The sequence below is a fragment of the Streptomyces sp. CLCI03 genome (genome assembly GCF_053615355.1).
On record NZ_CM132132.1, the window covers coordinates 2,497,007 to 2,520,940 of the forward strand.

24 protein-coding genes and 1 pseudogene are annotated in these 23,934 nt (G+C 70.3%); 6 read left to right on the top strand and 19 right to left on the bottom strand.

All coding sequences use genetic code 11. The features are described 5' to 3' along the window. Positions 1-94 precede the first annotated feature (94 nt). Entirely contained in the window at positions 95-499 is a 405-nt protein-coding gene (locus ACWG52_RS11200) for a winged helix-turn-helix transcriptional regulator (protein WP_389805223.1), read from the top strand. Here ACWG52_RS11200 and mutM read toward each other — a convergent pair. From mutM to ACWG52_RS11245, 9 genes are all read right to left on the bottom strand, one after another. Then, entirely contained in the window at positions 472-1,341 is an 870-nt protein-coding gene (gene mutM, locus ACWG52_RS11205) for a bifunctional DNA-formamidopyrimidine glycosylase/DNA-(apurinic or apyrimidinic site) lyase (protein WP_386232892.1), read from the bottom strand. The genes ACWG52_RS11200 and mutM overlap by 28 nt on opposite strands. Before the next feature lie 114 nt (positions 1,342-1,455). Then, positions 1,456-2,316, bottom strand: coding sequence for a ribonuclease III (gene rnc / locus ACWG52_RS11210; RefSeq protein ID WP_389805227.1), 861 nt, complete (start codon positions 2,314-2,316; stop codon positions 1,456-1,458). A 7-nt stretch (positions 2,317-2,323) separates the two neighbouring features. After that, on the bottom strand, positions 2,324-2,497 hold the full coding sequence (gene rpmF, locus ACWG52_RS11215; protein ID WP_003965982.1) for a 50S ribosomal protein L32: 174 nt from the start codon (positions 2,495-2,497) through the stop codon (positions 2,324-2,326). Positions 2,498-2,499: 2 nt separating this feature from the next. Next, entirely contained in the window at positions 2,500-3,210 is a 711-nt protein-coding gene (locus ACWG52_RS11220) for a YceD family protein (protein ID WP_389805230.1), read from the bottom strand. Between the two features lie 69 nt (positions 3,211-3,279). After that, the gene (locus ACWG52_RS11225; RefSeq protein ID WP_389805233.1) at positions 3,280-4,311 is read right to left on the bottom strand and encodes an ATP synthase subunit B family protein; all 1,032 of its coding nucleotides are present in this window, start codon (positions 4,309-4,311) and stop codon (positions 3,280-3,282) included. A gap of 103 nt (positions 4,312-4,414) precedes the next feature. Further along, positions 4,415-4,894, bottom strand: coding sequence for a pantetheine-phosphate adenylyltransferase (coaD, locus tag ACWG52_RS11230; RefSeq protein ID WP_266445503.1), 480 nt, complete (start codon positions 4,892-4,894; stop codon positions 4,415-4,417). Positions 4,895-4,908: 14 nt separating this feature from the next. Beyond that, positions 4,909-5,487: a 16S rRNA (guanine(966)-N(2))-methyltransferase RsmD gene (rsmD, locus tag ACWG52_RS11235; protein WP_453128595.1), complete on the bottom strand. Its 579-nt coding sequence runs from the start codon at positions 5,485-5,487 to the stop codon at positions 4,909-4,911. A gap of 74 nt (positions 5,488-5,561) precedes the next feature. Continuing rightward, on the bottom strand, positions 5,562-7,754 hold the full coding sequence (gene recG / locus ACWG52_RS11240; RefSeq protein ID WP_390138169.1) for an ATP-dependent DNA helicase RecG: 2,193 nt from the start codon (positions 7,752-7,754) through the stop codon (positions 5,562-5,564). Positions 7,755-7,780: 26 nt separating this feature from the next. Continuing rightward, positions 7,781-9,454: a DAK2 domain-containing protein gene (locus tag ACWG52_RS11245; RefSeq protein ID WP_453128597.1), complete on the bottom strand. Its 1,674-nt coding sequence runs from the start codon at positions 9,452-9,454 to the stop codon at positions 7,781-7,783. 240 nt (positions 9,455-9,694) lie between these two features. On the opposite strand from ACWG52_RS11245, the gene rpmB reads away from it, so the two are divergent. Continuing rightward, on the top strand, positions 9,695-9,880 hold the full coding sequence (gene rpmB, locus ACWG52_RS11250; RefSeq protein ID WP_033222871.1) for a 50S ribosomal protein L28: 186 nt from the start codon (positions 9,695-9,697) through the stop codon (positions 9,878-9,880). Positions 9,881-10,024: 144 nt separating this feature from the next. Here rpmB and thiD read toward each other — a convergent pair whose 3' ends face one another. Together thiD and ACWG52_RS11260 are read right to left on the bottom strand one after the other, a co-directional pair. After that, positions 10,025-10,825 (bottom strand): bifunctional hydroxymethylpyrimidine kinase/phosphomethylpyrimidine kinase, encoded by an 801-nt coding sequence (gene thiD / locus ACWG52_RS11255; protein WP_389805245.1) that lies wholly within the window; start codon positions 10,823-10,825, stop codon positions 10,025-10,027. Continuing rightward, positions 10,822-11,805, bottom strand: coding sequence for a thiamine-phosphate kinase (locus ACWG52_RS11260; RefSeq protein ID WP_033222867.1), 984 nt, complete (start codon positions 11,803-11,805; stop codon positions 10,822-10,824). The genes thiD and ACWG52_RS11260 overlap by 4 nt, the downstream gene beginning before the upstream one ends. A gap of 245 nt (positions 11,806-12,050) precedes the next feature. Between ACWG52_RS11260 and ACWG52_RS11265 the strand changes: the two genes are divergently transcribed. Both ACWG52_RS11265 and ACWG52_RS11270 read left to right on the top strand, forming a co-directional pair. Continuing rightward, positions 12,051-12,284 (top strand): Lrp/AsnC family transcriptional regulator, encoded by a 234-nt coding sequence (locus ACWG52_RS11265; RefSeq protein ID WP_030011290.1) that lies wholly within the window; start codon positions 12,051-12,053, stop codon positions 12,282-12,284. Between the two features lie 23 nt (positions 12,285-12,307). Next, positions 12,308-12,817: a DUF3515 domain-containing protein gene (locus tag ACWG52_RS11270; RefSeq protein WP_030718412.1), complete on the top strand. Its 510-nt coding sequence runs from the start codon at positions 12,308-12,310 to the stop codon at positions 12,815-12,817. 107 nt (positions 12,818-12,924) lie between these two features. Here ACWG52_RS11270 and ACWG52_RS11275 read toward each other — a convergent pair whose 3' ends face one another. From ACWG52_RS11275 to ACWG52_RS11285, 3 genes are read right to left on the bottom strand one after another with little or no spacing between them, the layout of a single operon-like run. After that, on the bottom strand, positions 12,925-14,082 hold the full coding sequence (locus ACWG52_RS11275; RefSeq protein WP_033222865.1) for a D-alanine--D-alanine ligase family protein: 1,158 nt from the start codon (positions 14,080-14,082) through the stop codon (positions 12,925-12,927). A 39-nt stretch (positions 14,083-14,121) separates the two neighbouring features. Then, positions 14,122-15,132, bottom strand: coding sequence for an NAD(P)H-dependent glycerol-3-phosphate dehydrogenase (locus tag ACWG52_RS11280; protein ID WP_030718407.1), 1,011 nt, complete (start codon positions 15,130-15,132; stop codon positions 14,122-14,124). Next, a complete protein-coding gene (locus tag ACWG52_RS11285; RefSeq protein ID WP_161293533.1) occupies positions 15,129-15,881 on the bottom strand; it encodes a lysophospholipid acyltransferase family protein in 753 nt (250 codons plus the stop codon). Before ACWG52_RS11285 ends, ACWG52_RS11280 begins: the two co-directional genes overlap by 4 nt. Before the next feature lie 190 nt (positions 15,882-16,071). On the opposite strand from ACWG52_RS11285, the pseudogene cofC reads away from it, so the two are divergent. Next, positions 16,072-16,722 (top strand): annotated as a pseudogene (gene cofC, locus ACWG52_RS11290) (2-phospho-L-lactate guanylyltransferase); the annotation flags it as partial. 312 nt (positions 16,723-17,034) lie between these two features. Here cofC and ACWG52_RS11295 read toward each other — a convergent pair. The 4 genes from ACWG52_RS11295 to leuC form a co-directional block, all read right to left on the bottom strand. Beyond that, the gene (locus ACWG52_RS11295) at positions 17,035-17,715 is read right to left on the bottom strand and encodes an HU family DNA-binding protein (protein WP_389805256.1); all 681 of its coding nucleotides are present in this window, start codon (positions 17,713-17,715) and stop codon (positions 17,035-17,037) included. Between the two features lie 144 nt (positions 17,716-17,859). Beyond that, positions 17,860-18,087: an SCO5555 family protein gene (locus ACWG52_RS11300; RefSeq protein ID WP_390166359.1), complete on the bottom strand. Its 228-nt coding sequence runs from the start codon at positions 18,085-18,087 to the stop codon at positions 17,860-17,862. A 137-nt stretch (positions 18,088-18,224) separates the two neighbouring features. Beyond that, positions 18,225-18,818 carry a 3-isopropylmalate dehydratase small subunit gene (gene leuD / locus ACWG52_RS11305; protein WP_033222857.1) on the bottom strand — a complete coding sequence of 198 codons (594 nt, stop codon included), beginning with the start codon at positions 18,816-18,818 and terminating at the stop codon, positions 18,225-18,227. A gap of 3 nt (positions 18,819-18,821) precedes the next feature. Continuing rightward, on the bottom strand, positions 18,822-20,246 hold the full coding sequence (gene leuC, locus ACWG52_RS11310) for a 3-isopropylmalate dehydratase large subunit (protein WP_389805261.1): 1,425 nt from the start codon (positions 20,244-20,246) through the stop codon (positions 18,822-18,824). A 184-nt stretch (positions 20,247-20,430) separates the two neighbouring features. On the opposite strand from leuC, the gene ndgR reads away from it, so the two are divergent. Next, positions 20,431-21,147, top strand: coding sequence for an IclR family transcriptional regulator NdgR (gene ndgR / locus ACWG52_RS11315; RefSeq protein ID WP_007266782.1), 717 nt, complete (start codon positions 20,431-20,433; stop codon positions 21,145-21,147). A 126-nt stretch (positions 21,148-21,273) separates the two neighbouring features. On the opposite strand, the gene ACWG52_RS11320 is transcribed toward ndgR, so the two are convergent. Beyond that, the gene (locus tag ACWG52_RS11320) at positions 21,274-23,925 is read right to left on the bottom strand and encodes a tyrosine-protein kinase family protein (RefSeq protein ID WP_453128600.1); all 2,652 of its coding nucleotides are present in this window, start codon (positions 23,923-23,925) and stop codon (positions 21,274-21,276) included. Positions 23,926-23,934: the final 9 nt, after the last annotated feature.

Here is a 23,934-nt window from a genome sequence, read left to right on the forward strand (position 1 = left end):
GGCACAGGGCGTGGTGCGACGAGAGAAAGAGAATCACTAACTTTTAGAAAGCGCAACCCTCGGGTTAGCGCTGCCGGGGAGTACGCTGGTCCGCATGGAGACCCCCGCCTGTACCGAAGCGATCGAGACCGAGCAACCGTTCGACGTCTTCGCGCGCGCCTGCCCGTCTCGGGAAACCCTTGAGCACGTCACCGGCCGCTGGGGCAGCCTCACCGTGGGCGCCCTGCGCGAAGGCCCGTGCCGCTTCAACGAACTGCGCCGCCGCGTGGAGGGCGTCAGCGAGAAGATGCTCTCGCAGACCCTGCACGCGCTGGAACGCGACGGCATAGTCAACCGCGAGGCACAGCCCACGAACCCCCCGCGCGTCGACTACGAACTGACCCCGCTCGGCGTCGAGGTCGCGGACCGGCTGCTCGCGCTCATCCACTGCCTGGAGGGGAACATGACGGCCGTACTGGGTGCCCGGGAGTCCTACGACGCCACGCGCGGCGGCCGCTGACAGCGCGGGCAGAAGTAGCTCGACCGGTTCATCCACGGGCGGCGCCGTATCGGCGTACCGCAGCGACGGCAGGGTTCGTCCTCGCGCCCGTAGGCGTCGAGCGAACGATCGAAGTAGCCCGACTCCCCGTTCACGTTGACGTAGAGGCTGTCGAAGCTGGTGCCGCCGACCGTGAGGGCTGCGTTCATGACGTCCCGGGCATGGCCGAGGAGTTCCGCGCTCCGCGGGCGGGTGAGGCTCGCGGTCGGGCGCTCGTAGTGCAGCTTGGCGCGCCACAGCGCCTCGTCCGCGTAGATGTTGCCCACCCCGCTGATCAGCGACTGGTCCAGCAGCGCCCGCTTGACGGTGGTCCGCTTGGCGCGCAGCGCGAGGTGGTAGGCGCCTTCGTCGAAGAGCGGGTCCAAGGGGTCGCGCGCGATGTGCGCGATCACGTCGGGCAGACCGTCGGTGCTGCCGGCCGCGACCTCGTGCAGCGAGAGGCCGCCGAAGGTCCGCTGGTCCACGAAGCGCAGTTCCGTCCCGGCGTCATCGTCGAAGCGCACCCGGATCCGCAGGTGCTTCTCGTCGGGGGCGTCCTGCGGCTGCACCAGCAACTGCCCGCTCATCCCGAGGTGCCCGAGCACGGACAGGTCCCGGCCCTCCAGCGGCAGCCACAGGTACTTGCCCCGCCGCCGCGGCACTCCCACGGTCTCCCCGCGCAGCCGCGCCGCGAAGTCGGCCCCGCCGCCCGGATGCCGCCGAACGGCCCGCGGATGCAGGACCTCGACGGCCTCGACGGTCCGCCCGGCCACCCAGCGCTCCAGCCCCCGCCGCACGACTTCGACTTCGGGCAACTCGGGCACGGGGCACCTCCGGTGGAGTGGATCTGACGCTCCCGGCGAGCGTACCGGCCGCCGGAAACGGCAACCGCCCGCCCCTGCGAGGCAGGGACGGGCGGGTACGTACCGAAGGAAGGGTCAGGCGTCCGGCGCCGAGTCGGCGGGCGTCGGCACCCCGCCGTTCTCGGTCCCGGCCGAAGCCGGGACCTCGGCCGGAGCGGTGGTCGCGGCAGCTGCCGCGGCTGCGGTCCGCTCGTCCGCGGCGGCGCGGATCCCACGCCATGCGGACTCCGCGGCCTGCTGTTCCGCTTCCTTCTTGCTGCGGCCGGTGCCGGTGCCGTACGAGACACCACCGACGCGAGCGGCAGCAGTGAAGGTCTTCTCGTGGTCCGGACCGGTCTCGGAGACCAGGTACTCGGGCACGCCAAGGCCTTCGGCCGCCGTGAGTTCCTGGAGACTGGTCTTCCAGTCCAGGCCGGCCCCGAGGTTCGAGGACTTCTCGATGAGCGGGTCGAAGAGCCGGTGAACCAGCTCCGAGGCCGCGTCGAGGCCCTGATCGAGGTAAACCGCGCCGATCACCGCTTCAAGGGTGTCGGCGAGGATGGAGGCCTTGTCCCGGCCACCCGTGCCCTCTTCGCCCCGGCCGAGCCGGATGAAGGAGCCGAGTTCGAGGCCGCGCCCGACCTCCGCCAGTGCGCGCGAGTTGACCACCGCGGCCCGAAGCTTGGCCAGCTGGCCTTCGGGGAGATCCGGGTGGGTCGTGTACAGCGTGTCCGTGACCACCAGGCCCAGCACGGAGTCCCCGAGGAACTCCAGGCGTTCGTTGGTGGGCAGACCGCCGTTCTCGTACGCGTACGAGCGGTGGGTCAGTGCACGCACCAGAAGGGCGGACTCGAGTTGATACCCGAGCCGCCCTTCCAGAAGCTTGTGGGACGAGGCCGCGTTGTTACTGTCTGCCTGCTTCTCAGCGTTGGACAGCTCAGACATTGCGCCTCTCACCAGCCGCTCAGACCTCGAGGACCTGGCGCTTGTTGTAGGTGCCGCAGCTCGGGCACGCAATGTGCTGGAGCTTCGGCTCCTGGCAACGCTCGCACGAAACCAGGGTGGGGACCGCAGCCTTCCACTGCGACCGGCGGTGGCGCGTGTTGCTGCGCGACATCTTCCGCTTCGGAACAGCCACGGCTACTTCTCCTGCTTCTCGGCGGCGCCCTGAACTCCGTCAGAGGCAGTGCCGCTCATGTTGTCCTTCTCGTCGTCCTGATCGGTCACGACGAGTCCTTGCAATGCCGCCCAACGGATGTCGACGGCGTCATGGTGGTGGTCCGGGTCGTCGTTCAGGCTGAGCCCGCAATCGGGGCACAGTCCGAGACAGTCCTCCCGGCACACCGGCTGCATGGGCAGTGCGAGCACCACCACATCCCGCAGCACGGGTTCGAGGTCGAACAAACCGTCCTCGAGGAAGAGCGTGTCCTCGTCGTCCTCGGCGTCGTCGGCCGGTTCCGCCTTGGAGCGGCTCCGGTCGTCGGCGTCAGGGTACGAGAACATCTCCTGGAAGTCCGCCTTGAGCTCGCGCTCGACGGACTCCAGACACCTTACGCACTCCCCTACGGCCTGCGCACGGGCGGTGCCTGTGACAAGCACCCCTTCCATGACCGACTCAAGGCGGAGGTTGAGCTTTACCGGGGCGCCTTCCGGCACTCCGATGACGCCGACGAGACCGAAGTCCGCCGGTGCCGCGATCTCACGGGACAGCCGCTGCATGGCACCAGGACGCCGGCCCAGCTCGTGCGTGTCGAACACGAGGGGGTTGCGGTGGTCGAGGCGGGTATTCAGGGCCGTTCCTGCTTTCACAGATCGCTGAAGATCAAAAATTCCGCCGCCCCAGGGCAGCATGGATCGCGGTGCATACGCGCGACCGAACAGCCAGGATACCCGGCGCGGCGCCCAGCGCCCAATCCGGCCCTACCGCCCCTGTTCGTACTGACGCAGCTGGTCCAGGTTGATCATGCTCGTGTCGAAGAGGCTGGTCTCGTCGAGCGAGGGCTGCTGGGTCTGCGGCTGGTACCCGGCGTAGGGGTCGGGCTGCTGCTGGTAGGCCCCGTACGGGTCCGACTGCTGCTGGTAGCCGCCGTACGGGTCCTGGTAGGCGTACGCGTCCTGCTGCTGGGCGGCGGGCTGAGGCGGCTGGGCGGGCTGCTGGTAGGCGTACGTGTCGTACACGGGCTCCGCCTGCGCCGGGATCGGCGCCTGCCCGTGCGGCGGCTCCGGCTCGGCCAGGCCCGCCAGGAAGTCAGAGTCGCTCGCCGAGCGGGACTGCTGTCCGCCGACCGCGTCCTGGGCGGCCATGTGGACCCCCAGGTCGTCCGTCGGGACCCGGCCCAGGAGCTTCTGGCGACCGCGACCCACGGCCTCCAGGGTCTTGGAGAGCACCGCTTCGAAGGTCGCCAGCTTGGTGTCCACGTAGGCGTCCGCCTGCTGCCGCTGCGTCTCGGGGTCGTGGCTGCGCTCGGGGGCGTCCATGTCGGGGTAGCCGTGCTCGTCCAGACCCGGTCCGCGGCCCAGCAGCTTCTCCCGGCCCCGGTCCACCGAACCGATGGTCTTGGTCAGCACGACCTCGAAGTTCGCGAGCTTGCTGTCGACGTAGTCGTCGGCCTCGGCCCGGATCTCCTCCGCCTCCCGGCGGGCCTCCTCCAGGATCCGGTCCGCCTCGGCCTGGGAGCGCCGCGCGATCTCGGTGTCGGAGATCAGCGAACCGCGCTGGTTGTGGGCCGCGTCGATGATCCGCTCCGCCTCCCGGCGGGCCTCCTCGACCACCTGCTCCCGGCCGCCGATGAGCTCCTGAGCCTGCGCGAGGGAGCCGGGCAGCGCCTGGCGCACCTCTTCGAGCTGCTCCAGCAGCTCGGCGCGGTTGATCACGCAGGAGGCCGACATGGGCATGGACCGGGCGCCGCCGACGGCCGCGACGATCTCGTCGAGCTTCTTCTGCACGTCCATGGGGGCTCGCACTCTCTCGGCCTCAGGCGGTTCCTGAGACGGACGGGACGACTGTAAGGCCACGGGGTGGGCCCCCGACACCGCCTGACGCCCTGTCGGTCGGTCAGCGGTCGCGCAGCCGCTCCAGGAGCGCCGCGTGGACGTGCGCCGGCAGCAGGTGGGCGACGTCGCCGCCCCAGGTGGCGACCTCCTTGACCAGCGAGGAGGACAGGAAGCTGTAGCTGGGGATCGTCGGGACGAACAGCGTCTCGACGCCCGACAGACCCAGGTTCATCTGGGCCATCTGGAGCTCGTAGTCGAAGTCGCTGACCGCGCGCAGACCCTTGACGATGGCCGGGATCTCCCGCTGCTTGCAGAAGTCGACGAGCAGACCGTGGAAGGACTCGACCTGGATGTTCCCGTAGTCGGCGGTCGCCTCGCGGATCAGCTCCATCCGCTCCTCGACGGTGAACAGGCCCTTCTTCGACTCGTTGATCCCCACGGCGACGTACACGACGTCGTACAGCCTGGAGGCCCGTCCGATGATATCGAGGTGTCCGTTGTGGATGGGGTCGAAGGACCCCGGACAGACGGCGCGGCGCAACTGAACTCCCTCGTTCATGAGTCTTCGTGGGTGGAGTCGGCGCGGCCGTACCACAGGGTGCCCTCGCCGTACTTCCGCGACCGGAGCGGCTCGAAGCCCTCGGGCCACGGGAAGGCGCCGCTCCTGGTGCTGCGCTCCACGGTGACGAGCGCATCGTCCGTGATCCAGCCGTTGGACCGGAGTGTGAGGAGGATCTCCCGCAGGTCCGCGCTGTCCACGACGTACGGCGGGTCCAGGAAGACGATGTCGTACGGGTCCCCGGCGGCCTTGGCCGCCACGATCTGCTCGGCCTTGCCGGCGCGGAACTCCGCGCCGGCAAGGCCCAGCGTCCGGATGTTGTCCCGGATCGCCTTGGCGGCCTTGGCGTCGGCCTCGACGAGCAGGGTGTGGGTCGCGCCCCGGGAGAGCGCTTCCAGGCCCACGGCGCCGGAGCCGCCGTACAGGTCGAGCACCCGGGCCCCTTCGACGCCGTGCAGCGACTCCCAGGTGGAGAAGAGGCCTTCGCGCATCCGGTCCGAGGTGGGCCGGGTGCCGGTGCCGGGGGGCACGGCCAGCCGTCGCCCGCGGGCACTGCCGGCGATCACGCGGGTCATCTGGGGTCCTTCGGTACGGCGGTGGGTGGAGTGCCACGGCGCTGCCGCGGCACTCCAACGATAGGTCGTACCGGTCAGCCCTTCTCCAGGTACTGCTCGCGCTCGGTGTCGAGCAGGGCGTCCAGCGCGGTCCGCAGGCCCGGCAGGCCCTCCAGGGCGGGGTCCTCGGCGACGACGCGGGTGGCCTCCTCCCGGGCCTCGGCGATGACCTCCTCGTCCTCGATGACGGCGAGCATGCGCAGCGAGGAGCGGACTCCGGACTGGGCCTGGCCCAGGACGTCGCCCTCCCTGCGCTGTTCCAGGTCGATCCGGGAGAGCTCGAAGCCGTCGAGGGTGGCGGCGACGGCCGCCAGCCGGGCCCGGGCGGGACTCGCCTCGTGCATCTCGCTGACCAGCAGGCACAGGCCGGGCGCGGAGCCGCGGCCGACGCGGCCGCGCAGCTGGTGGAGTTGCGAGACGCCGAACCGGTCCGCGTCCATGATCACCATGACGGTGGAGTTGGGGACGTTCACCCCGACCTCGATGACGGTGGTGGCGACCAGCACCTTGACCTCGCCGGCGGCGAACCGGCGCATGACGTCGTCCTTGTCGGCGGGGTCCATGCGGCCGTGCAGGACCTCGACGCTCATCCCGGCCAGGGGTCCGCGGGTGAGCTGCTCGGCGATCTCCACGACCGCGAGCGGCGGCCGCCTGTCGGCCTCCTCGGCGGCCTGCTTCTTCTTCGGATCGTCCTCCCCGTCGCCGATGCGGGGGCAGACCACATACGCCTGGTGCCCCTTCTCGACCTCCTCGCGGACCCGTTCCCAGGCCCGGGCGAGGAAGTGCGGCTTGTCCTGGGACGGCACCACGTGCGTGGCGATCGGGGAGCGTCCGGCCGGCAGCTGGTCGAGGACGGAGGTCTCCAGGTCGCCGAAGACGGTCATGGCGACCGTGCGCGGGATCGGGGTCGCCGTCATGACCAGCAGGTGCGGGGGCTGCTTCCCCTTGGACCGCAGCGCGTCGCGCTGTTCCACCCCGAAGCGGTGCTGTTCGTCCACGACCACCAGGCCGAGGTCGTGGAACTGCACCTTGTCCTCGATCAACGCGTGCGTGCCGATCACGATCCCGGCCTCGCCGGTGACCAGGTCGAGCAGGGCCTGGCGGCGCGCCGGCATCCCCATGGAGCCGGTGAGCAGGACGACCTTGGTGCCCTGGTCCGAGCCGCCGAGCATGCCGCCCTCGGCGAGCTCGCCCATCATCTCGGTGATGGAGCGGTGGTGCTGCTGGGCGAGCACCTCGGTGGGCGCGAGCATGGCCGCCTGCCCGCCGCTGTCGACGACGGCGAGCATGGCCCGCAGCGCGACCATCGTCTTTCCGCTTCCGACCTCGCCCTGGAGGAGGCGGTGCATGGGGTGTTCGGTGGCCAGGTCGTCGAAGATCTCCTTCGAGACCTTCTGCTGACCGTCGGTGAGCGTGAAGGGGAGCTTGGCGTCGAAGGCGTCGAGCAGGCCGCCGGGGGCGGGGCGGCGCGGGACGGCCGGGAGTTGGGAGTCGGCGTGCCGGCGGCGGGCCAGGGCGACCTGGAGGACGAAGGCCTCGTCCCACTTCAGGCGCCGGCGGGCGTCCTCGATGTCGGCCTTGGTGCCCGGCCGGTGGATCTTCGACAGCGCCTCGGTCAACGGGACCAGTCCGCGCCCCTCGCGCAGGGTGGTCGGCAGCGGGTCCACGGCGTCCTGGGCGCTGGGCAGCACCGCGTCCAAGCACTTGGCGATCTTCCAGGACTCCATCTTGGCGCAGGCCGGGTAGATCGGGATGAGCTGGTTGGCGAAGGCGGTCGCGGCGTCCCGGTCGGAGGCGTCCTGGGAGAGCGGCTCGTAGGCGGGGTGGGAGAGCTGGAGCTTGCGGTTGAACATGCCGACCTTGCCCGCGAACATGGCGCGCGTCCCGGGCAGCAGGTCCTTGTGCGGCTTGTGCACACCGGCGCCGAAGAAGACCAGCTGGAGGCGGCCGCTGCCGTCGGTGATGGTCACCTCCAGGCGCTTGCCGCGGCCTCCGTTGAAGGTCAGGATCCGGGCGTCGGCGACCTGCGCGACGACGGTCACGTGCTCGTCGATCTGGTCGGAGAGCTCGGCCAGCGAGGTCAGCTCGCCGCGCTCGGCGTACCGCCGCGGGTAGTGGTGGAGCAGGTCCAGGGCCGTGTGCAGGCCGAGCTGCTCGGCCAGCACCTTGGCGGTGGCGGGACCGAGTGTCTTCTTGAGGTCTTCGTCGAGCGCGGGCACGTGTTCCATTGCACACCATCGCGCTGACAAGCCCGCTATTCCACCCCGATGAGGAGCGGTGCCGAGTACCGGCCGCCCCGGTAGGTGACGGTGTCCACGGCGAGGTGGCCGTGCTGGACGTAGGCCTCCAGGCGTTCGGCGACGGCGTCCGGTACATCGGGTCCCAGGACCAGGGTGACGAGTTCGCCGCCGGAGCCCAGCATCCGGTCCAGAACGGCCTCGGCGGTCTCGGGCAGGCCCGCGCCGATGACCGCGACGTCCCCGTCGATGAGTCCGAGCACGTCGCCGGCCTGGCAGATGCCGGCCGAGGTGAAGGACTGCCGTTCGGCGACGGCCAGTTCCCCGTACCGGGTGGCTCCGGCCGCCGCGGTCATGGCGACCACGTCCTCGTCGAAGCTGCCCTCCGGGTCGTGCACCGCGAGGGCGGCCAGGCCCTGGACCGCGGAGCGGGTGGGGATCACGGCCACCCGTACGCCTTCGGCGCGGGCCTGTTCGGCCGCCGCGGCCGCGGCGGCGCGCAGGTCGGCGCCGCCCTGCAGCAGCACCACCTCGCGGGCGTGCGCGCGGCGCACCGCGTCGAGGAGTTCGGCGACGGCCGGCGGCTCCCCGGGGCGTACCAGCACGGTGGTCGCTCCCGCCTCGCCGCAGAGTCCGGCCAGTCCCTCGCCGGGGACGACGGCGACCACGGCCCGTTGGGCGCGTTCGCCCCGTGCCCGGCGGCGTTCGTCCCCGAAGTGGGTGATCCGTATCCGGTAGGGCCGCCCGGCCACGACTCCGGCCTCCACGGCGGCGCCGGGGTCGTCGACGTGGACGTGGACGTTCCACAGTCCGTCGCCGCCGACCACGACCAGCGAGTCGCCGAGTCCGTCGAGGCGTTCGCGCAGTTCGCCGACGGCCGCCTCGGAGGCCTCCAGCAGGTAGATCACCTCGTACGCGGGCCCGTCCTCCTCCTGCGCGCAGGGGTCCGGCGACTGCGGTACGGGCACCGCGCGGCCGCGGACCGGTTCGAGAGCCGGCTCCTGGCCGGACAGCGCCTGCCACAGGGCGCCGAAGACGACGACCAGCCCGCAGCCGCCGGCGTCGACGACCCCGGCCCGGCCCAGTGCGGCCAGCTGCCCGGGGGTCTCGGCCAGGGCGGCGCGGGCTCCGTCGTAGGCGGCGCGGGCCACCTCGGCCGCGGTCCCGGCGGCGGCTCCGGCCGCCTCGCCGGCCCGGGCGGCGGCGCCGGCGACGGTGAGCATGGTGCCCTCCACCGGGTGCGCGACGGCCGCGTACGCCTCCTCCGCGGCCCGGGTGAGCGCGCGGGCCAGCAGTACGCCGGGGCGCGGCTCCCCCGGTTCGGCGGGCCCGGCGGGTTCGTCGCCGAGTACGTCGGCCACTCCGCGCAGCAGCTGCGCCAGGATCGTCCCGGAGTTCCCGCGGGCTCCCACCAGCGCCCCGTGCGCCCAGGCCCGTACGGCCTCGGCCAGGGAGGTGGTCCGCCCTGTGCCGTCGGTCACCTCGGGGAAGGCGTCGGCGAGGCCGCGGTCGGCCGATTCGGCGGTGAGGTAGAGGTTGGTGCCGGTGTCCGCGTCGGCGACCGGGTAGACGTTGATCGCGTCGATGTCCTCGCGGGCCCGGCCCAGTGCGGCCAGGGCGAGGGAGCTCCAGGTGCGCACCGCTTCGGCGTCGAGCTCGTCGGCGGGCTGCGGCTGAGGCTCGTGCGGCACCGGGCGTTCCTCCTTGTGCGGGCCAGGGTTCACCGCAGGGTAACGAAGGACCGCCCGGGGGTCGGGACCGCGGGGCGGGGGCAGCGGCGACCATGGTAGTTTTCTTGGACGGACGCAGTCGTTGTATGCTGCTCCGGTTGCCCGGCGAGAGTCGGGCCATTCCCCCGGCAAACCACTTCAGATCTCTGAATCCGGTGCGCCGGTTTCACTGTAATTGCATCTGAAGTCTTGGAGTGACCTATGGCTGCCAACTGCGACGTTTGCGCCAAGGGGCCCAGCTTCGGCAACAACATCTCCTTTTCGCACCGCCGCACCTCGCGTCGCTGGAACCCGAACATCCAGCGCGTCCGTGCCGTGGTCAATGGGACGCCGAAGCGCCTCAACGCCTGCACCTCGTGCATCAAGGCCGGCAAGGTCTCGCGCTGACGCCTCCCGTCGTAGCGCAGCCCTTTCCGGTTGCCAAAAAGGCCGGTTCACCTCTGGTGAGCCGGCCTTTTGCCTTGCTCTGAGCCCGGCCGTGGGCCGTGCCGACCGCGCGGCCGGAGGTCCGGCCGGGCGGCAGGTTCGAGGTCAGCGCCACTGCCAGGCGTGATCCACCGGGCCGATGCCCCCGCCGAGCGCGAAGCCGGCGGCGATGGCGCCCGTGACGTACTCCTTGGCGGCCGTGACGGCCTCCGGGACGGTCAGTCCCTTGGCCAGGCCCGCCGCGATCGCGGAAGCGAGGGTGCAGCCGGTGCCGTGGGTGTGCCGGTTGTCGTGGCGGGGGGCGCGCAGCCAGCGTTCCTCGGTGCCGTCGGTGAGCAGGTCCACCGCCTGGTGGCCGTGCGCCGCGAGGTGTCCGCCCTTGATCAGCGCCCACCGCGGCCCGTGGTCGAGGATCGCGTCGGCGGCCCGCCGCATGTCGTCCTCGGTCTCCACCACCACGCCGGTGAGCTGGGCCACCTCGTCCAGGTTGGGGGTGGCCACGGTGGCCCGCGGCAGCAGTTCCTTGCGTACGGCGTCCAGCGCCGAGGCGGCGAGCAGCGCGTCCCCGTGCTTGGAGACCCCGACGGGGTCCACGACGGCCGGCGCGCGGGTGTCCGCGAGCAGCGCGGCCACCGTCTCGACCAGGTCGGCGGAGGAGAGCATCCCGGTCTTCACGGCCTGGACGCCGATGTCGTCCACGACGGCCCGGTACTGGGCCGTGACGGCCTCGGCGGGCAGCTCCCAGACTCCCCGTACCCCGAGCGAGTTCTGCGCCGTCACGGCGGTCACCACGCTCATGCCGTGGACCCCGAGCGCCAGCATGGTCTTGAGGTCGGCCTGGATGCCCGCGCCGCCGCCGGAGTCGGATCCGGCGACGGTCAGGCACAGCGGCGGGGCGGTGCTCACAGCACGCCGTCCTGGGGGGCCGGGTCGGTCCCGAAGTGGTCCCAGCCGCCGGTGCTGGTCCAGGGCGCCCCGTCGACGGTCACCTGGGGCAGCGCGGAACGGTTGAGCACCTCGCCGATGACCTTCCAGCGGGCGGGAAGCTTCACGTCGGGCGGGAAGGTCGCCACGATCGCGTGGTCCTCTCCTCCGGTGAGGACCCACTGCAGGGGGTCCACGCCGACGGCCTGGCCGATGTCGTGCATCTGGGTCGGGATGTCGACCGCCGCCGAGCGCAGGTCGATCCGTACCTTGCTGGCGTCGGCGATGTGCCCGAGGTCGGCGATCAGGCCGTCGCTGACGTCGGTCATGGCGGTGGCGCCGAGTCCGGCGGCCGCGGGGCCCGCGTGGTACGGCGGTTCGGGGCGCCGGTGGGCCTCGACGAAGGCCCGCGGGGAACGGAAGCCGCGCGAGAGCACGGCGAAGCCGGCCGCGGACCAGCCGAGCCAGCCGGTGACGGCGACGACGTCGCCGGGCTGGGCGCCGGAGCGCAGGACGGGTTCGTGGTTGCGCAGGTCGCCGAGGGCGGTGATGGCGACGGTGATGACGTCCCCGCGGACGACGTCCCCGCCGACCACGGCGGCGCCGGCGACCTGGCATTCGTCGCGGATCCCGTCCATGAGCTCGGTCGGCCAGGTGACCGGGAGTTCGGCGGGGACGACGAGGCCGAGGAGCAGCGCGGTCGGCACCGCGCCCATGGCGGCGATGTCGGCGAGGTTCTGCGCGGCGGCCTTGCGGCCGACGTCGTAGGCCGTGGACCAGTCGCGCCGGAAGTGCCGGCCCTCCAGGAGGATGTCGGTGCTCGCCACGACGCGCCGGTCGGGGGCGGACACCACCGCGGCGTCGTCGCCCGGTCCGAGCCGGACCGCCGGGGTGGTGGTGAGCCGTGAGGTGAGCTCCCTGATCAGCCCGAACTCCCCCAGCTCGCCGACAGTGCCCTTCATCGCTGTGCCCCTTCTTGCCCAGTCCGCTTGCGGTCGCGAGCCGTCTCAGCTCTGGGTACCGTCAACAGATACGTCAACTTCTGCTCTCCGTACGCCCCGCTGTGCGTGGCGCCGGGCCCGCGGGTCTCCCCGCGGCGCACGGCGACGCGGTACCGTGGCGTCCCTTCTTCCCCCGGCCCGTTCAATCGTGTGGGGCCCACCCGAAGGTTAGGGGAAATGATCCTCGTGGCCGCCCTGGAGGTTCCGTGGTACAGGCGTACATCCTTATCCAGACCGAAGTGGGCAAGGCGTCGTTCGTCGCCGAGTCCATCGGCCAGATCCCGGGGGTGATCCAGGCCGAGGACGTGACGGGTCCGTACGACGTGATCGTGCGTGCCCAGGCCGACACCGTGGACGACCTCGGCCGTATGGTCGTCGCCAAGGTCCAGCAGGTGGAGGGGATCACCCGCACCTTGACCTGCCCGGTGGTCCATCTGTAGCCCCCGTCTACTCTTGGCCGGTGATGTCCCTCCACCACCGGCCCCTGCGTGTCCGCGCCCTGTCGGCCCTGCCCGCCTCGATGGCCCTCCTGGCCGTCGCGGCGTGCTCTCCGGGCGGATCCGAAGCCCGGGTGACTCCTCCGCCCACGCCGCCCGACGACGTCGCGCGGCTCTGTGCGGCACTGCACAAGGAGCTCCCGGAGAAGGTGGCCGGCCTGGCGCGGACCCGAACCGAACCGGAATCCGATCTGACCGCCGCGTGGGGCGGTTCGGCGATCGTACTGCGGTGCGGTATCCCCAAGCCCCCCAAGATGCTCGATCCGAAGCAGGACGGCGTCCACGTGAACGGCGTGGCCTGGCTGCTGGAGAAGCTGGGCGACGGTTCGGGCGGGGGGTTCCGGTTCACCACCGGGATGCGGCTGGCCTACACCGAGGTCCAGGTCGACAAGGAGCATGCCACGGACGCGGGGATGTTGGTCGGCCTGTCCACGGCGATCTCGGCAACCGTGCCCGAGGGCATTTCCTCCTACTGAGTGCCGCGCGCCCGTCGCCGCATGCCGGGAACCCTGCACACCGCCGCCCGCCGACCGCCTTCGAAGGCGGTCGGCGGGCGGTCGGCTGTGGGGACGACGCTCGGGTCTCAGCGCAGGCCGGTGGAGCGGCGCAGGGCCGCCTGGATCAGGCTGTCCACCAGCTCCGGGTACTCGATGCCCGTCTTCTGCCACATCAGCGGGTACATGGAGATCGGGGTGAAGCCCGGCATCGTGTTGATCTCGTTGATGACGAAGCTGCCGTCCTCGGTGAGGAAGAAGTCGGCACGCACCAGGCCCTCGCACGACGCGGCCTCGAAGGCCTCGATCGCGAGCCGCTGCACCTCGGCGGTCTGCTCCGGGGTGAGCGGGGCGGGCACGATCCCGGAGGCGGAGTCGATGTACTTCGCCTCGAAGTCGTAGAAGTCGTGGCTGGACACCGGCGGGATCTCGGCCGGGACGCTCGCGCGCGGCCCGTCCTCGAACTCCAGGACGCCGCACTCGATCTCGCGGCCGCGCAGCAGCGCCTCCACGATGATCTTCGGGTCGTGGCGCCGGGCCTCGCGGATCGCCGCGTCGAGGCCGGAGGCGTCGTCGACCTTGGTGATGCCGATGGAGGAGCCGGCCCGGGCGGGCTTGATGAACAGCGGCCAACCGTGTTCGGCGGCGAAGTCCAGGATCTTGCCCGTGGCGGCGTCCCGGTCGGACTCCCACTCGCGGGGCCGGATGGTCACGTACGGGCCGACGCTCAGCCCGAAGGAGGTGAACACCCGCTTCATGTAGTCCTTGTCCTGGCCGACGGCGGAGGCGAGGACGCCGGAGCCGACGTACGGGATGCCGGAGAGCTCCAGGAGGCCCTGGAGGGTGCCGTCCTCGCCGTACGGGCCGTGCAGGACGGGGAAGACGACGTCGACCTCGCCCAGGGCCTTGGGGACGGCGCCCGGTTCGGTGTAGACGACCTGGCGGCTGGCCGGGTCGACCGAGAGCACGACGGCGCCGTCCTCGGAGTCGGCGAGCTCCTCGACACTCGGGAGCTTGCGGTCGGCGATGGCCATCCGCTCGGGCTCGTCGGCGGTCAGCGCCCATCGGCCGTCCGTGGTGATGCCGATGGGCAGCACCTCGTACTTGGAGCGGTCGATGGAGCGCAGCACGGCGCCCGCCGTGACGACCGAGATGGCGTGTTCCGAGCTGCGGCCGCCGAACACGACGGCCACGCGGGGCTTGCGGCCCTGCTGCTCAGGGGTCTGGGGGAGGTTCTCGCTGCTCATATCGCCACGAGAGTACCCGCTCAGACGTGCGGAATGGAGTCAGCGACGTTCCGGTTTGGCGCTGCGGCCCATCAGATCCTTGAGCGCGACCAGGGTGGGCTTGCCGTGGTGGACGATGTCCACCACCGTGTCGGTGATCGGCATGTCCACTCCGTGGCGGCGTGCCAGATCCGCCACCGACTGGCAGGACTTGACGCCCTCGGCGGTCTGCTTGGTGACCGCGATGGTCTCCTCCAGGGTCATCCCGCGGCCCAGGTTGGTGCCGAAGGTGTGGTTCCGGGAGAGCGGCGAGGAGCAGGTGGCGACCAGGTCGCCGAGGCCCGCGAGGCCGGAGAAGGTGAGCGGGTCGGCGCCCATGGCCACGCCGAGGCGGGTGGCTTCGGCGAGTCCGCGGGTGATGAGCGAACCCTTGGTGTTGTCGCCCAGGCCCATCCCGTCGGCGATGCCGACGGCGAGGCCGATGACGTTCTTGACGGCGCCGCCGAGCTCGCAGCCGGTGACGTCGGTGCTCGTGTACGGGCGGAAGTACGCGGTGTGGCAGGCGGCCTGGAGGCGCTGGGCCACGCCCTCGTCCACGCAGGCGACGACGGAGGCGGCGGGCTGGCGGGCGGCGATCTCGGCGGCCAGGTTGGGGCCGGTGACCACCGCGATGCGCTCGGCGGGGACCTTGGCCACCTCCTCGATGACCTCGCTCATCCGCTTGGCGGTGCCGAGTTCGATGCCCTTCATCAGGGAGACGAGCACGGTGTCGGGGGCCAGCAGGGGCGTCCACGCGGCGAGGTTCTCGCGCAGGGTCTGGGACGGGACGGCGAGGACGGTGAAGTCCGCGCCGGCCGCGGCCTCGGCCGGGTCGGTGGTGGCCCGGAGGTTCGCGGGGAGTTCGACACCGGGGAAGTAGTCCGGGTTGGTCCGGCCGGTGTTGATGGAGTCGACCACCTCCTGGCGGCGGCCCCACAGCGTCACCTCGCAGCCCGCGTCGGCGAGCACGATGGCGAAGGCCGTGCCCCAGGAGCCTGTTCCGAAGACGGTCGCCTTCACGGGACGTGTCACTTGTTGCCCTCCCCTGCGGCCTTGCGCCGCTGTTCCGCCCTGGCGTTGCGATGGTCGTACGGCTGCTCGGGCGCGGTCTCGCCGCGCACCTCCTCCAGCAGCGCGGTGATGGCCGCCATGATGACCTCGGTGACCTCCCGCAGAACCTCCGGGGTGGGTTCCCGGTCGTAGTAGGCGGAGAGGTCCACCGGCGGTCCGGCGAGCACCTGGAGGGTCTTGCGCGGGAAGAGCCGGACCTTGTTCTCCTTGGCGTAGGGCGGCATCGCGAGGTTCGCGCCCCACTGGGCCACCGGGATGACGGGTGCCCGGGTGATCAGCGCGACGCGGGCGGCACCGGTCTTGCCGGCCATCGGCCACATGTCGGGGTCGCGGGTGAGGGTGCCCTCCGGGTAGAAGGCCACGCATTCACCGCGCTCGATGGCGTCCACGGCGGCCCGGAACGCGTCCAGGGCGTTGGTGGACTCCCGGTAGACGGGGATCTGCCCGCTGCCACGGAGGATCGCCCCCACGACGGGGACCTTGAAGAGGGCCGCCTTGGCGAGCAATCGGGGCACGCGGCCGCTGTTGTACTGGAAGTGCGCGTACGAGAGCGGGTCCAGATACGAGTTGTGATTGACGGCGGTGATGAATCCGCCCTCGGCCGGAATGTGCTCGATTCCCCGCCAGTCCCGCTTGAAGAGCACTACCAGCGGCGGTTTTGCGATGACCGCCGCCAGGCGGTACCAGAAGCCGATTCTGCGGCGGGACACTCGGACACCTTCCTCTAGGACCGGTGCGCGGCTTGGGCACCTCGTCGGCCGGACAAGTGTCACCCCACGCCCGGTCTCTGTCGAGAACACCGTACGCCCCGCTCACCCCGCCGGACTCCCGGGTTGCCCGGGCGGAGGTGACAATGGGCCGACACATGACCCGGCCATGACCTGACCATGGCCGAAGGATGTGCCGCAGCGCACCGGAGGGAAGGGGTCCGTCACGAACGCCGTCTGGAGTCTGGTGGTCCCGCTGAAGCCTCTGGCGGTGGCGAAGAGCCGTCTCGCGCGGTCCGTGGGCACCTCTCGTCCGGGCCTCGCCCTGGCCTTCGCCCAGGACACCGTCGCGGGAGCCCTGGCCTGCGCGGCGGTCGCGGATGTGGTGGTCGTCACGGACGACGCCGCGGCCGGTACGGAACTGGCGCGGCTCGGGGCGCGGATCGTCCCCGACGCCCCGGCGGCCGGGCTCAACGCGGCCCTGGACCACGGGGCGCGGGCGGTGCGGTCGGGCCGGCCGGGCGCCGCGGTGGCCGCGCTGAACGCCGATCTGCCGGCGCTGAGACCTCCGGAATTGCAACGCGTGCTCGAAAACGCTTCGGTATTTCCGCGGGCATTTCTGGCGGATGCGGCCGGAATCGGGACGACTCTGCTTTCCGCCGCTCCGGACGTGGAATTGGCCCCCTCGTTCGGTGGGCCGTCACGGGCCAGGCATTCGGCCTCGGGGGCGGTGGAAATCGCGCTGGCGGACGTCGACAGCGTGCGCCGGGACGTGGACACGGCGGCCGATCTGCGGACCGCTCTCACCCTCGGCGTGGGGCGTCACACCGCCCGATACAGTGCCCGTATGCAGGCGACCGCGTACACGTACGACTCCCAGACCCGCAGCGGCAGTGTGCTGCTGGACGACGGCACTCCGGTGCCTTTCGAGGCCCCGGCCTTCGACGCGGGCGGCCTGCGGCTGCTGCGGCCCGGGCAGCGGGTCCGGATCGAGACGGACGGTGCGGGCGCGAACCTGCGGATCACCCTGGTGACGCTGCAGACGTTCTGAAGGCACGCCCGCCCGCGCCCCGGACGGGGCTCCGGTGGGCCGAACGCACCGCGGGCCGGCTCCCCCGCACGGGGAAAGCCGGCCCGGCCTGTGTGACGCGTGCCCCTACTTCTTGCGGGCGGTGGTCTTCTTCGCGGTGGCCTTGCGCGTCGCCGTCTTCTTGGCGGGCGCCTTCGTCGCTGCGGTGACCTTCTTGGCCGCCGGCGCGGTCTTCTTCGCCGCGGCGGTGGTCTTCTTCGCGGCGGGCGTGGCCTTCTTGGCCGCGGTGGTGGTCTTCTTGGCGGCCGCGGTGGCCTTCTTGGCCGTGGCGGTGCTCTTCACCGCCGCCTTCTTGGCGGTCGCGGTGGCCTTCTTGGCCACGACCTTCTTGGCGACCGTGGTCTTCGCCGCGGCCTTCTTGGCGGTGGTGGCCTTCTTCGCGGCGGCCTTCTTGACCGTGGCGGAGGCACCACCCGTGAGGCTGCCCTTGGGCGCCTTCTTCACGGACACCTCGCCGCCCTTGGGGAGCTTCTTGGTGCCGCTGACCAGGTCTTTGAAGCCCTGGCCGGCACGGAAGCGGGGCACAGAGGTCTTCTTGACCCGGACGCGCTCACCCGTCTGCGGGTTGCGGGCGTAACGGGCCGGACGGTCGACCTTCTCGAACGAGCCGAAGCCCGTGACCGAGACCCGGTCGCCCGCGACGGTAGCGCGGACGATCGCGTCCAGTACCGCGTCGACAGCATCCGCGGCCTGCTGACGGCCGCCCAGCTTGTCGGCAATCGCTTCTACGAGCTGCGCCTTGTTCACGTCTTCCCCTTCGGAGACTTCGCCAGAACGAATGTGTTCAAGCTTATTTCGCACGTTAGGCGGATATATACCGCAAATCAAACACGAAACGGGCTAATCACCCTAGTGCCGCAACGCTGTAGGCCGTTACGGAGTTCCTTCGCATCAGTCGCCTTCAGGGAATCGACCCTCGTCGAGGTCCTTCATCAACCTGTCCAGGCGCCTGGCCGCATCGGCGAGATCATGCTTCGCCGCGGCCGTGACGACCAACAGCTTCCGGGACAGCGCCATCCTTACGCCCTCCGGGACTTGCAGTGAGCGCACCCGTGTGTGTGCTTCTTTCAACCGGTCCGCGACGAGTTCGTAGAGCTGGAGTTGACTGTCGCGTTCCATGCACAGATTGTGCCATCTGGGGCGAGTTGTCGCCTCACGGGGCCTCAACAAACGACTGCGCCCCCCGCCGGAGGGCGAGGGGCACAGTGTTGTCGATGTGATCACCAGAAGGTGAATAAGCGCTGATCAGGCAGGAATCAGACCTGAATCGTGCGCGGCTTGAAGGTGGGTCGGGCGCTTTCGTAGGTGGCGATGTCCGCTTCGTTCTGAAGGGTGAGCGAGATGTCGTCCAGGCCCTCCAGCAGACGCCAACGGGCGTTGTCGTCGAGTTCGAACTCCGCGACGACGCCCTCCGCTCGCACCTGGCGGTCGACCAGGTCGACCGTGATCTCGGCGGTCGGGTCGGCCTCCGTCAGCTTCCACAGCTGCTCGACGGTCTCCTGCGGGAGGACGACGGTCAGCAGACCGTTCTTCAGGGAGTTCCCACGGAAGATGTCGGCGAAGCGGGAGGAGATGACCGTCTTGAAGCCGAAGTTCTGCAGGGCCCAGACGGCGTGCTCGCGCGAGGAACCCGTACCGAAGTCGGGGCCGGCGACCAGGACGGTCGCCCCGGCGCGCTCCGGGCGGTTCGTGACGAACTCCGGGTCCTTGCGCCAGGCCTCGAAGAGCCCGTCCTCGAACCCGTCGCGGGTGATCTTCTTCAGCCAGTGGGCCGGGATGATCTGGTCGGTGTCGACGTTGCTGCGGCGCAGCGGGACGGCCCGGCCGGTGTGGGTGGTGAAGGCTTCCATGGTTCAGACTCCGGCGGTCGCGTCGGCGGCGGACAGGTCGGCGGGCGAGGCCAGATGGCCCAGCACCGCGGTGGCGGCGGCCACCTGCGGGGAGACCAGGTGGGTGCGCCCGCCCTTGCCCTGCCGGCCCTCGAAGTTGCGGTTGGAGGTGGACGCGGAGCGTTCACCGGGCGCCAGTTGGTCGGGGTTCATGCCCAGGCACATGGAACAGCCCGCGTGCCGCCACTCGGCGCCGGCGTCCTTGAAGACCTTGTCCAGGCCCTCTTCCACGGCCTGCAGGGCGACCCGGACCGAGCCCGGGACGACCAGCATCCGTACGCCGTCGGCGACTTTGCGGCCGTCGATGATGCCGGCGACGGCGCGCAGGTCCTCGATGCGGCCGTTGGTGCAGGAACCTACGAAGACGGTGTCGACCTTGATGTCCCGCAGCGGCTGTCCGGCGGTCAACCCCATGTACTCCAGGGCCTTTTCGGCTGCCAGGCGCTCCGAAGCGTCCTCGTACGAAGCCGGGTCGGGGACGTGGGCCGACAGCGGCGCGCCCTGGCCCGGGTTGGTGCCCCAGGTGACGAAGGGGGACAGCGCGGCGCCGTCGATGACGACCTCCGCGTCGAAGACCGCGTCGTCGTCGGTGCGCAGGGTCCGCCAGTACGCGACCGCCGCGTCCCAGTCCTCGCCGGTGGGGGCGTGGTCGCGGCCCTGCAGGTAGTCGAAGGTGGTCTGATCAGGGGCGATCATGCCCGCGCGGGCACCGGCCTCGATCGACATGTTGCAGATCGTCATGCGGGCTTCCATCGACAGTTTCTCGATGGCCTCGCCCCGGTACTCCAGGATGTAGCCCTGGCCGCCGCCGGTACCGATCTTGGCGATGATCGCCAGGATCAGGTCCTTCGCGGTGACGCCCTCGGCCAGTGCGCCGGTGACGGTGATCGCCATCGTCTTCGGGCGGGCCAGGGGCAGCGTCTGGGTGGCCAGTACGTGCTCGACCTGGCTCGTGCCGATGCCGAAGGCCAGCGCGCCGAAGGCGCCGTGCGTGGAGGTGTGCGAGTCGCCGCAGACCACGGTGGTGCCGGGCTGGGTCAGACCCAGCTGCGGTCCCACGACGTGGACGACGCCCTGCTCGACGTCGCCCAGCGAGTGCAGGCGCACGCCGAACTCGGCGCAGTTCGCCCGCAGGGTCTCCAGCTGGGCGCGGGAGACCGGGTCGGCGATGGGCTTGTCGATGTCGAGGGTGGGGGTGTTGTGGTCCTCGGTCGCGATGGTGAGGTCGAGGCGTCGGACCTTGCGGCCGGCCTGACGCAGCCCCTCGAAGGCCTGCGGGCTGGTCACCTCGTGCAGCAGGTGCAGATCGATGAAGAGGAGGTCGGGCTCGCCTTCGGCGCGCCGGACGACATGGTCGTCCCAGACCTTCTCCGCGAGTGTCCTACCCATCGCTTTCCCTCCGGCCGGCCGGTTGTGCCGGCGCTTCATAGAGATCTTGTGCGCCGTGCCGCCCGTACCCCACGTCCCGGACGACGGCTCGGACCCAGTGGTTCGTGGACCCGCACATACAGACTCGCTCGTTCTTGGAAAAATTGAACTTGCGTTTCACAGTGTGAGACGCGAATATCGTTTCATGGACAACTCTAGCGGCGTCGGCGTTCTCGACAAGGCAGCTCTGGTATTGAGCGCACTGGAGTCCGGTCCGGCCACCCTCGCCGGGCTGGTCGCGGCGACAGGGCTCGCACGACCCACGGCACATCGCCTTGCCGTGGCACTGGAACACCACCGGATGGTGGCGAGGGACATGCAGGGCCGGTTCATCCTCGGACCGCGGCTGGCGGAGCTCGCCGCCGCGGCCGGCGAGGACCGCCTGCTGGCCACGGCGGGACCGGTACTCACCCACCTCCGTGACGTGACGGGAGAGAGCGCGCAGCTCTACCGCCGTCAGGGAGACATGCGCATCTGCGTGGCGGCCGCGGAGCGGCTCTCGGGCCTTCGGGACACCGTCCCGGTGGGCTCGACGCTCCCGATGAAGGCCGGTTCGGCCGCGCAGATCCTGATGGCGTGGGAGGAGCCCGAGCGGCTCCACCGCGGCCTTCAGGGCGCGCGCTTCACGGCGACGGCGCTCTCGGGCGTACGGCGTCGCGGTTGGGCGCAGTCGATCGGCGAGCGGGAGCCCGGCGTGGCCTCCGTCTCGGCGCCGGTGCGCGGGCCGTCGAACCGTGTGGTGGCCTCCGTATCGGTCTCCGGGCCGATCGAGCGGCTGACCCGCCACCCGGGGCGGATGCACGCCCAGGCCGTCATCGACGCGGCCGCCCGACTCACGGAGGCGCTGCGCCGCTCCGGCTGAGCAGCGATTCCCTGAAATTCCGCCTCTCGAGGTGGGCGGAACACCTCGACGTCATCCTCACGAGCCCGACAGGGGCCGCCGCCGACGCCGCACACGTCCGGGCAGCGGCCCCTGCATCACGTTCGGTTACATCGGTCCTCGGCGGGTCACGCTGAGGGCCCACCGGTAGAGGTCCGGCACCCGGAAGGAACGGGGCGACCCGTCGCTCTCGATGGGAGCGATCAGCCCCGCCTCCTGGGCCAGGCCGATCAGGTCTTCCGGCGTTTTACCCAGGGCATCCTCCAGGACATCCTCGCTAACGGGCGTCCTTCCGTACTCCCGCAAGGCTGCGGCCACCTGCTGGAGCTCTTGGAACTCCTCGTCCAACAGAGCGGAGAGCGCCGGATCGCTGACGCGTTCCAGGCTCAAAGCAAGGCTCCGGGGGCGCAGGACCGAGCGGTCGTATCCGCTCCGCCTCTCCTCGTCACGTTCCCAGACAAGAGCGGCTGCGAAGAGCTGTAGCAGCGCCCGTGGCGAGTGGTCTCCATTCGCGTCGGCCAGCCGATTCCACACCCAGTTTGAGGTGAAGGCAGTCCGTTCACCTCGCATGCGCTCTCCCACCAGCGCACCCCACGCTGCAGCCACCTGGTCAGGGCTCCAAGAGGCGACATCGAGCCCCGGAAGGTTCTCGTCGAAGGCCGCCAGAATGTCCCTGAAGGCCTCGGCTCGTACTGCCCGCTTCAGTACGACTTTGAAGTACTCCTCGCGCTCCTCCCACTGGAGCCGGCGGGAGAGTCCGAAGAAGTGGCTCTTGTTCTCGAAGCGCAGACCCTGCCAGATGTCCTGGCGCACAAGAATCTTCATCCGCACATTCTTGAGGCGCGGCGCCAGATCAGCTTGCTTGGTGAGCAGCCCCGCGATGGCAGTGGACCGTCGGATCCGTTGGTCAGGCGAGTGACCGAAAGCCGTGTCCAAGCCGTCGAAAAGCAGCAGCAGGCGATCACCGCGTGCGTCCACCCGTCGCAGCCAGTCTGCACACTCCAGGGGCCCCATCGGGTCGGAGAGCACTTCGACAATGGCACGGGTGGCGGCGTAGTCGCCTTCCTCGATGCCACGGATCGCCGGGTGAGGGGCTCCGATGTCCCAATGCTGAGCGTGCGTCCGGTAAATGGCGAGAGCCACCAGAACTTGCCAGAAGGAGCCCCAGTCGAGGCCCTTGGCCACGAGAGCACCGTCGATGGCGCCATAGTTGTCCGCCCCGAACGACCAGTCAGGGCGATCTGCAAACTGGTTCGGCGTCGTGACCAGAACCGGCGCCCAGCCGTCCGACCCACCAGCGGCCAACCACCGGAACAGAGCGGTCTTTCCGGTGCCTTTGCGCCCGATGATCAGCGGAATATCCGGGTCTGCAGTCTCGTTCACCTGGCGAGTGACGACGTAGTCCTGCAAGAACTCATCGTGGTCGAGCAGTTCAGCCGTACCGGTGGAGAAGGACAGCTGCTGGAGCGCTGCCGCCTTGCTTGCCGACGTGCGCTGGTGCAGCCCCGGCTCGGGCGCCCGCTCGGGCACGATCTGAACGATCCAGTCGGCGATCTTGCTGTACGGGGTCAGCTGAGCTCTGGAGGTCGCAACCGTGTCCGAGAACGCAACGTCCGCGCTGTAGGGGATCACGTGGGTGATCTCATCGGCCGAGAGCGGAGACACCCCTGTCCGCGCCGAGGTAAAGGGCTCGACCCACCCTTCCACCCATGACCTCGCACGCTCCGCCAGCCGGGTGGCGCTGAGACCCGGCGGCATGGGGGACACGACAAACCTCGGTTCAGGGGTCAGCTCGTTGCCCGCCCGGCTTCGACGCGTGGTTGACCTCAGCAGAGCCCTGGCCAGCAACTCGGTGCCGAGCCGCGCCTGACCATGCGGGTGGAAGCACACCACGGCCATGTCGGAGACGTCGAAGAGCAACGGCGCCGCCACCGGGCTCACTCCCGTACGCGAGTCGATCAGAATGACGTCCGGATGCAAGTTGGAACTGCGGGCGTCGTCAACGAGCCGATGGAGCGCATTGACGCGTTCGCGGTACCAGATCTCCGGCTCCAGCGAACGAAGCTGCGCCGCGTAGGCGCTGTCCAGCTTGCCGGCCGGCAGGCAGTACAGCCGCCCGGCATCGTCCACCGGGACCACGTGTTCCAAGATCGGGACATCACCCCCGAACTCGTACTGCAAGAGTGCTGACACCACGCCCTTGTCGGCAGCCACGTCTCCTTCGATTCCGAATAGGGCATCGAGCCCTGGGGCCTCCAGGTCCATGTCGATGCAGAGCACCTTCAAACCGTGCTCGGCGCTCAGTTTGCGCGCCACGGCCGCCAGCGCGGTGCTTCGCCCCACACCACCCTTGAGGCTGTAGAAGGTGACCACCGGCGCAGAGTCCAGGTCCTCGTCCAGATCACTGGCAAAGACGATCCCGGCCGGCTCGCTTGCGGTTGCCCGGTCGAAGGCGGCGGACCAACCCGGCTGACTCGTCTGCTCCACGGCGAGGTCGCCGTACCAGGAGACTTCTGCCGGCGCGAGCAGCTCCCACGTGTGGACTGCCTCACGTGCACCGGACGTGAGATCGCCAAAGGTGCAGTCGAAGCGGTCGACATACGGAATCGCCGCATATCCGTCCGACACCACACGCACGATGAGGCCGGACGCATCGCTGACGACATGGACCTCAGCACCGGGGGCGCTGGCCTCAGCGCATCGCCTGATCTCGCCGATCTGCTCATCGTGGACTGACATCTTGGTCGGAATCTCCTTCATCTCCGGGAT

Coding starts and splice junctions, on each gene's coding strand:
- ACWG52_RS11320 (WP_453128600.1), bottom strand. CDS start 23,925: ATGAAGGAGATTCCGACCAAGATGTCAGTCCACGATGAGCAGATCGGC.
- leuC (WP_389805261.1), bottom strand. CDS start 20,246: ATGGGTAGGACACTCGCGGAGAAGGTCTGGGACGACCATGTCGTCCGG.
- ndgR (WP_007266782.1), top strand. CDS start 20,431: ATGGACAACTCTAGCGGCGTCGGCGTTCTCGACAAGGCAGCTCTGGTA.
- ACWG52_RS11260 (WP_033222867.1), bottom strand. CDS start 11,805: ATGAAGGGCACTGTCGGCGAGCTGGGGGAGTTCGGGCTGATCAGGGAG.
- rpmB (WP_033222871.1), top strand. CDS start 9,695: ATGGCTGCCAACTGCGACGTTTGCGCCAAGGGGCCCAGCTTCGGCAAC.
- leuD (WP_033222857.1), bottom strand. CDS start 18,818: ATGGAAGCCTTCACCACCCACACCGGCCGGGCCGTCCCGCTGCGCCGC.
- recG (WP_390138169.1), bottom strand. CDS start 7,754: ATGGAACACGTGCCCGCGCTCGACGAAGACCTCAAGAAGACACTCGGT.
- rsmD (WP_453128595.1), bottom strand. CDS start 5,487: ATGACCCGCGTGATCGCCGGCAGTGCCCGCGGGCGACGGCTGGCCGTG.
- ACWG52_RS11220 (WP_389805230.1), bottom strand. CDS start 3,210: ATGCTGCCCTGGGGCGGCGGAATTTTTGATCTTCAGCGATCTGTGAAA.
- ACWG52_RS11300 (WP_390166359.1), bottom strand. CDS start 18,087: ATGGAACGCGACAGTCAACTCCAGCTCTACGAACTCGTCGCGGACCGG.
- ACWG52_RS11270 (WP_030718412.1), top strand. CDS start 12,308: ATGTCCCTCCACCACCGGCCCCTGCGTGTCCGCGCCCTGTCGGCCCTG.
- ACWG52_RS11225 (WP_389805233.1), bottom strand. CDS start 4,311: ATGGACGTGCAGAAGAAGCTCGACGAGATCGTCGCGGCCGTCGGCGGC.
- ACWG52_RS11200 (WP_389805223.1), top strand. CDS start 95: ATGGAGACCCCCGCCTGTACCGAAGCGATCGAGACCGAGCAACCGTTC.
- ACWG52_RS11275 (WP_033222865.1), bottom strand. CDS start 14,082: ATGAGCAGCGAGAACCTCCCCCAGACCCCTGAGCAGCAGGGCCGCAAG.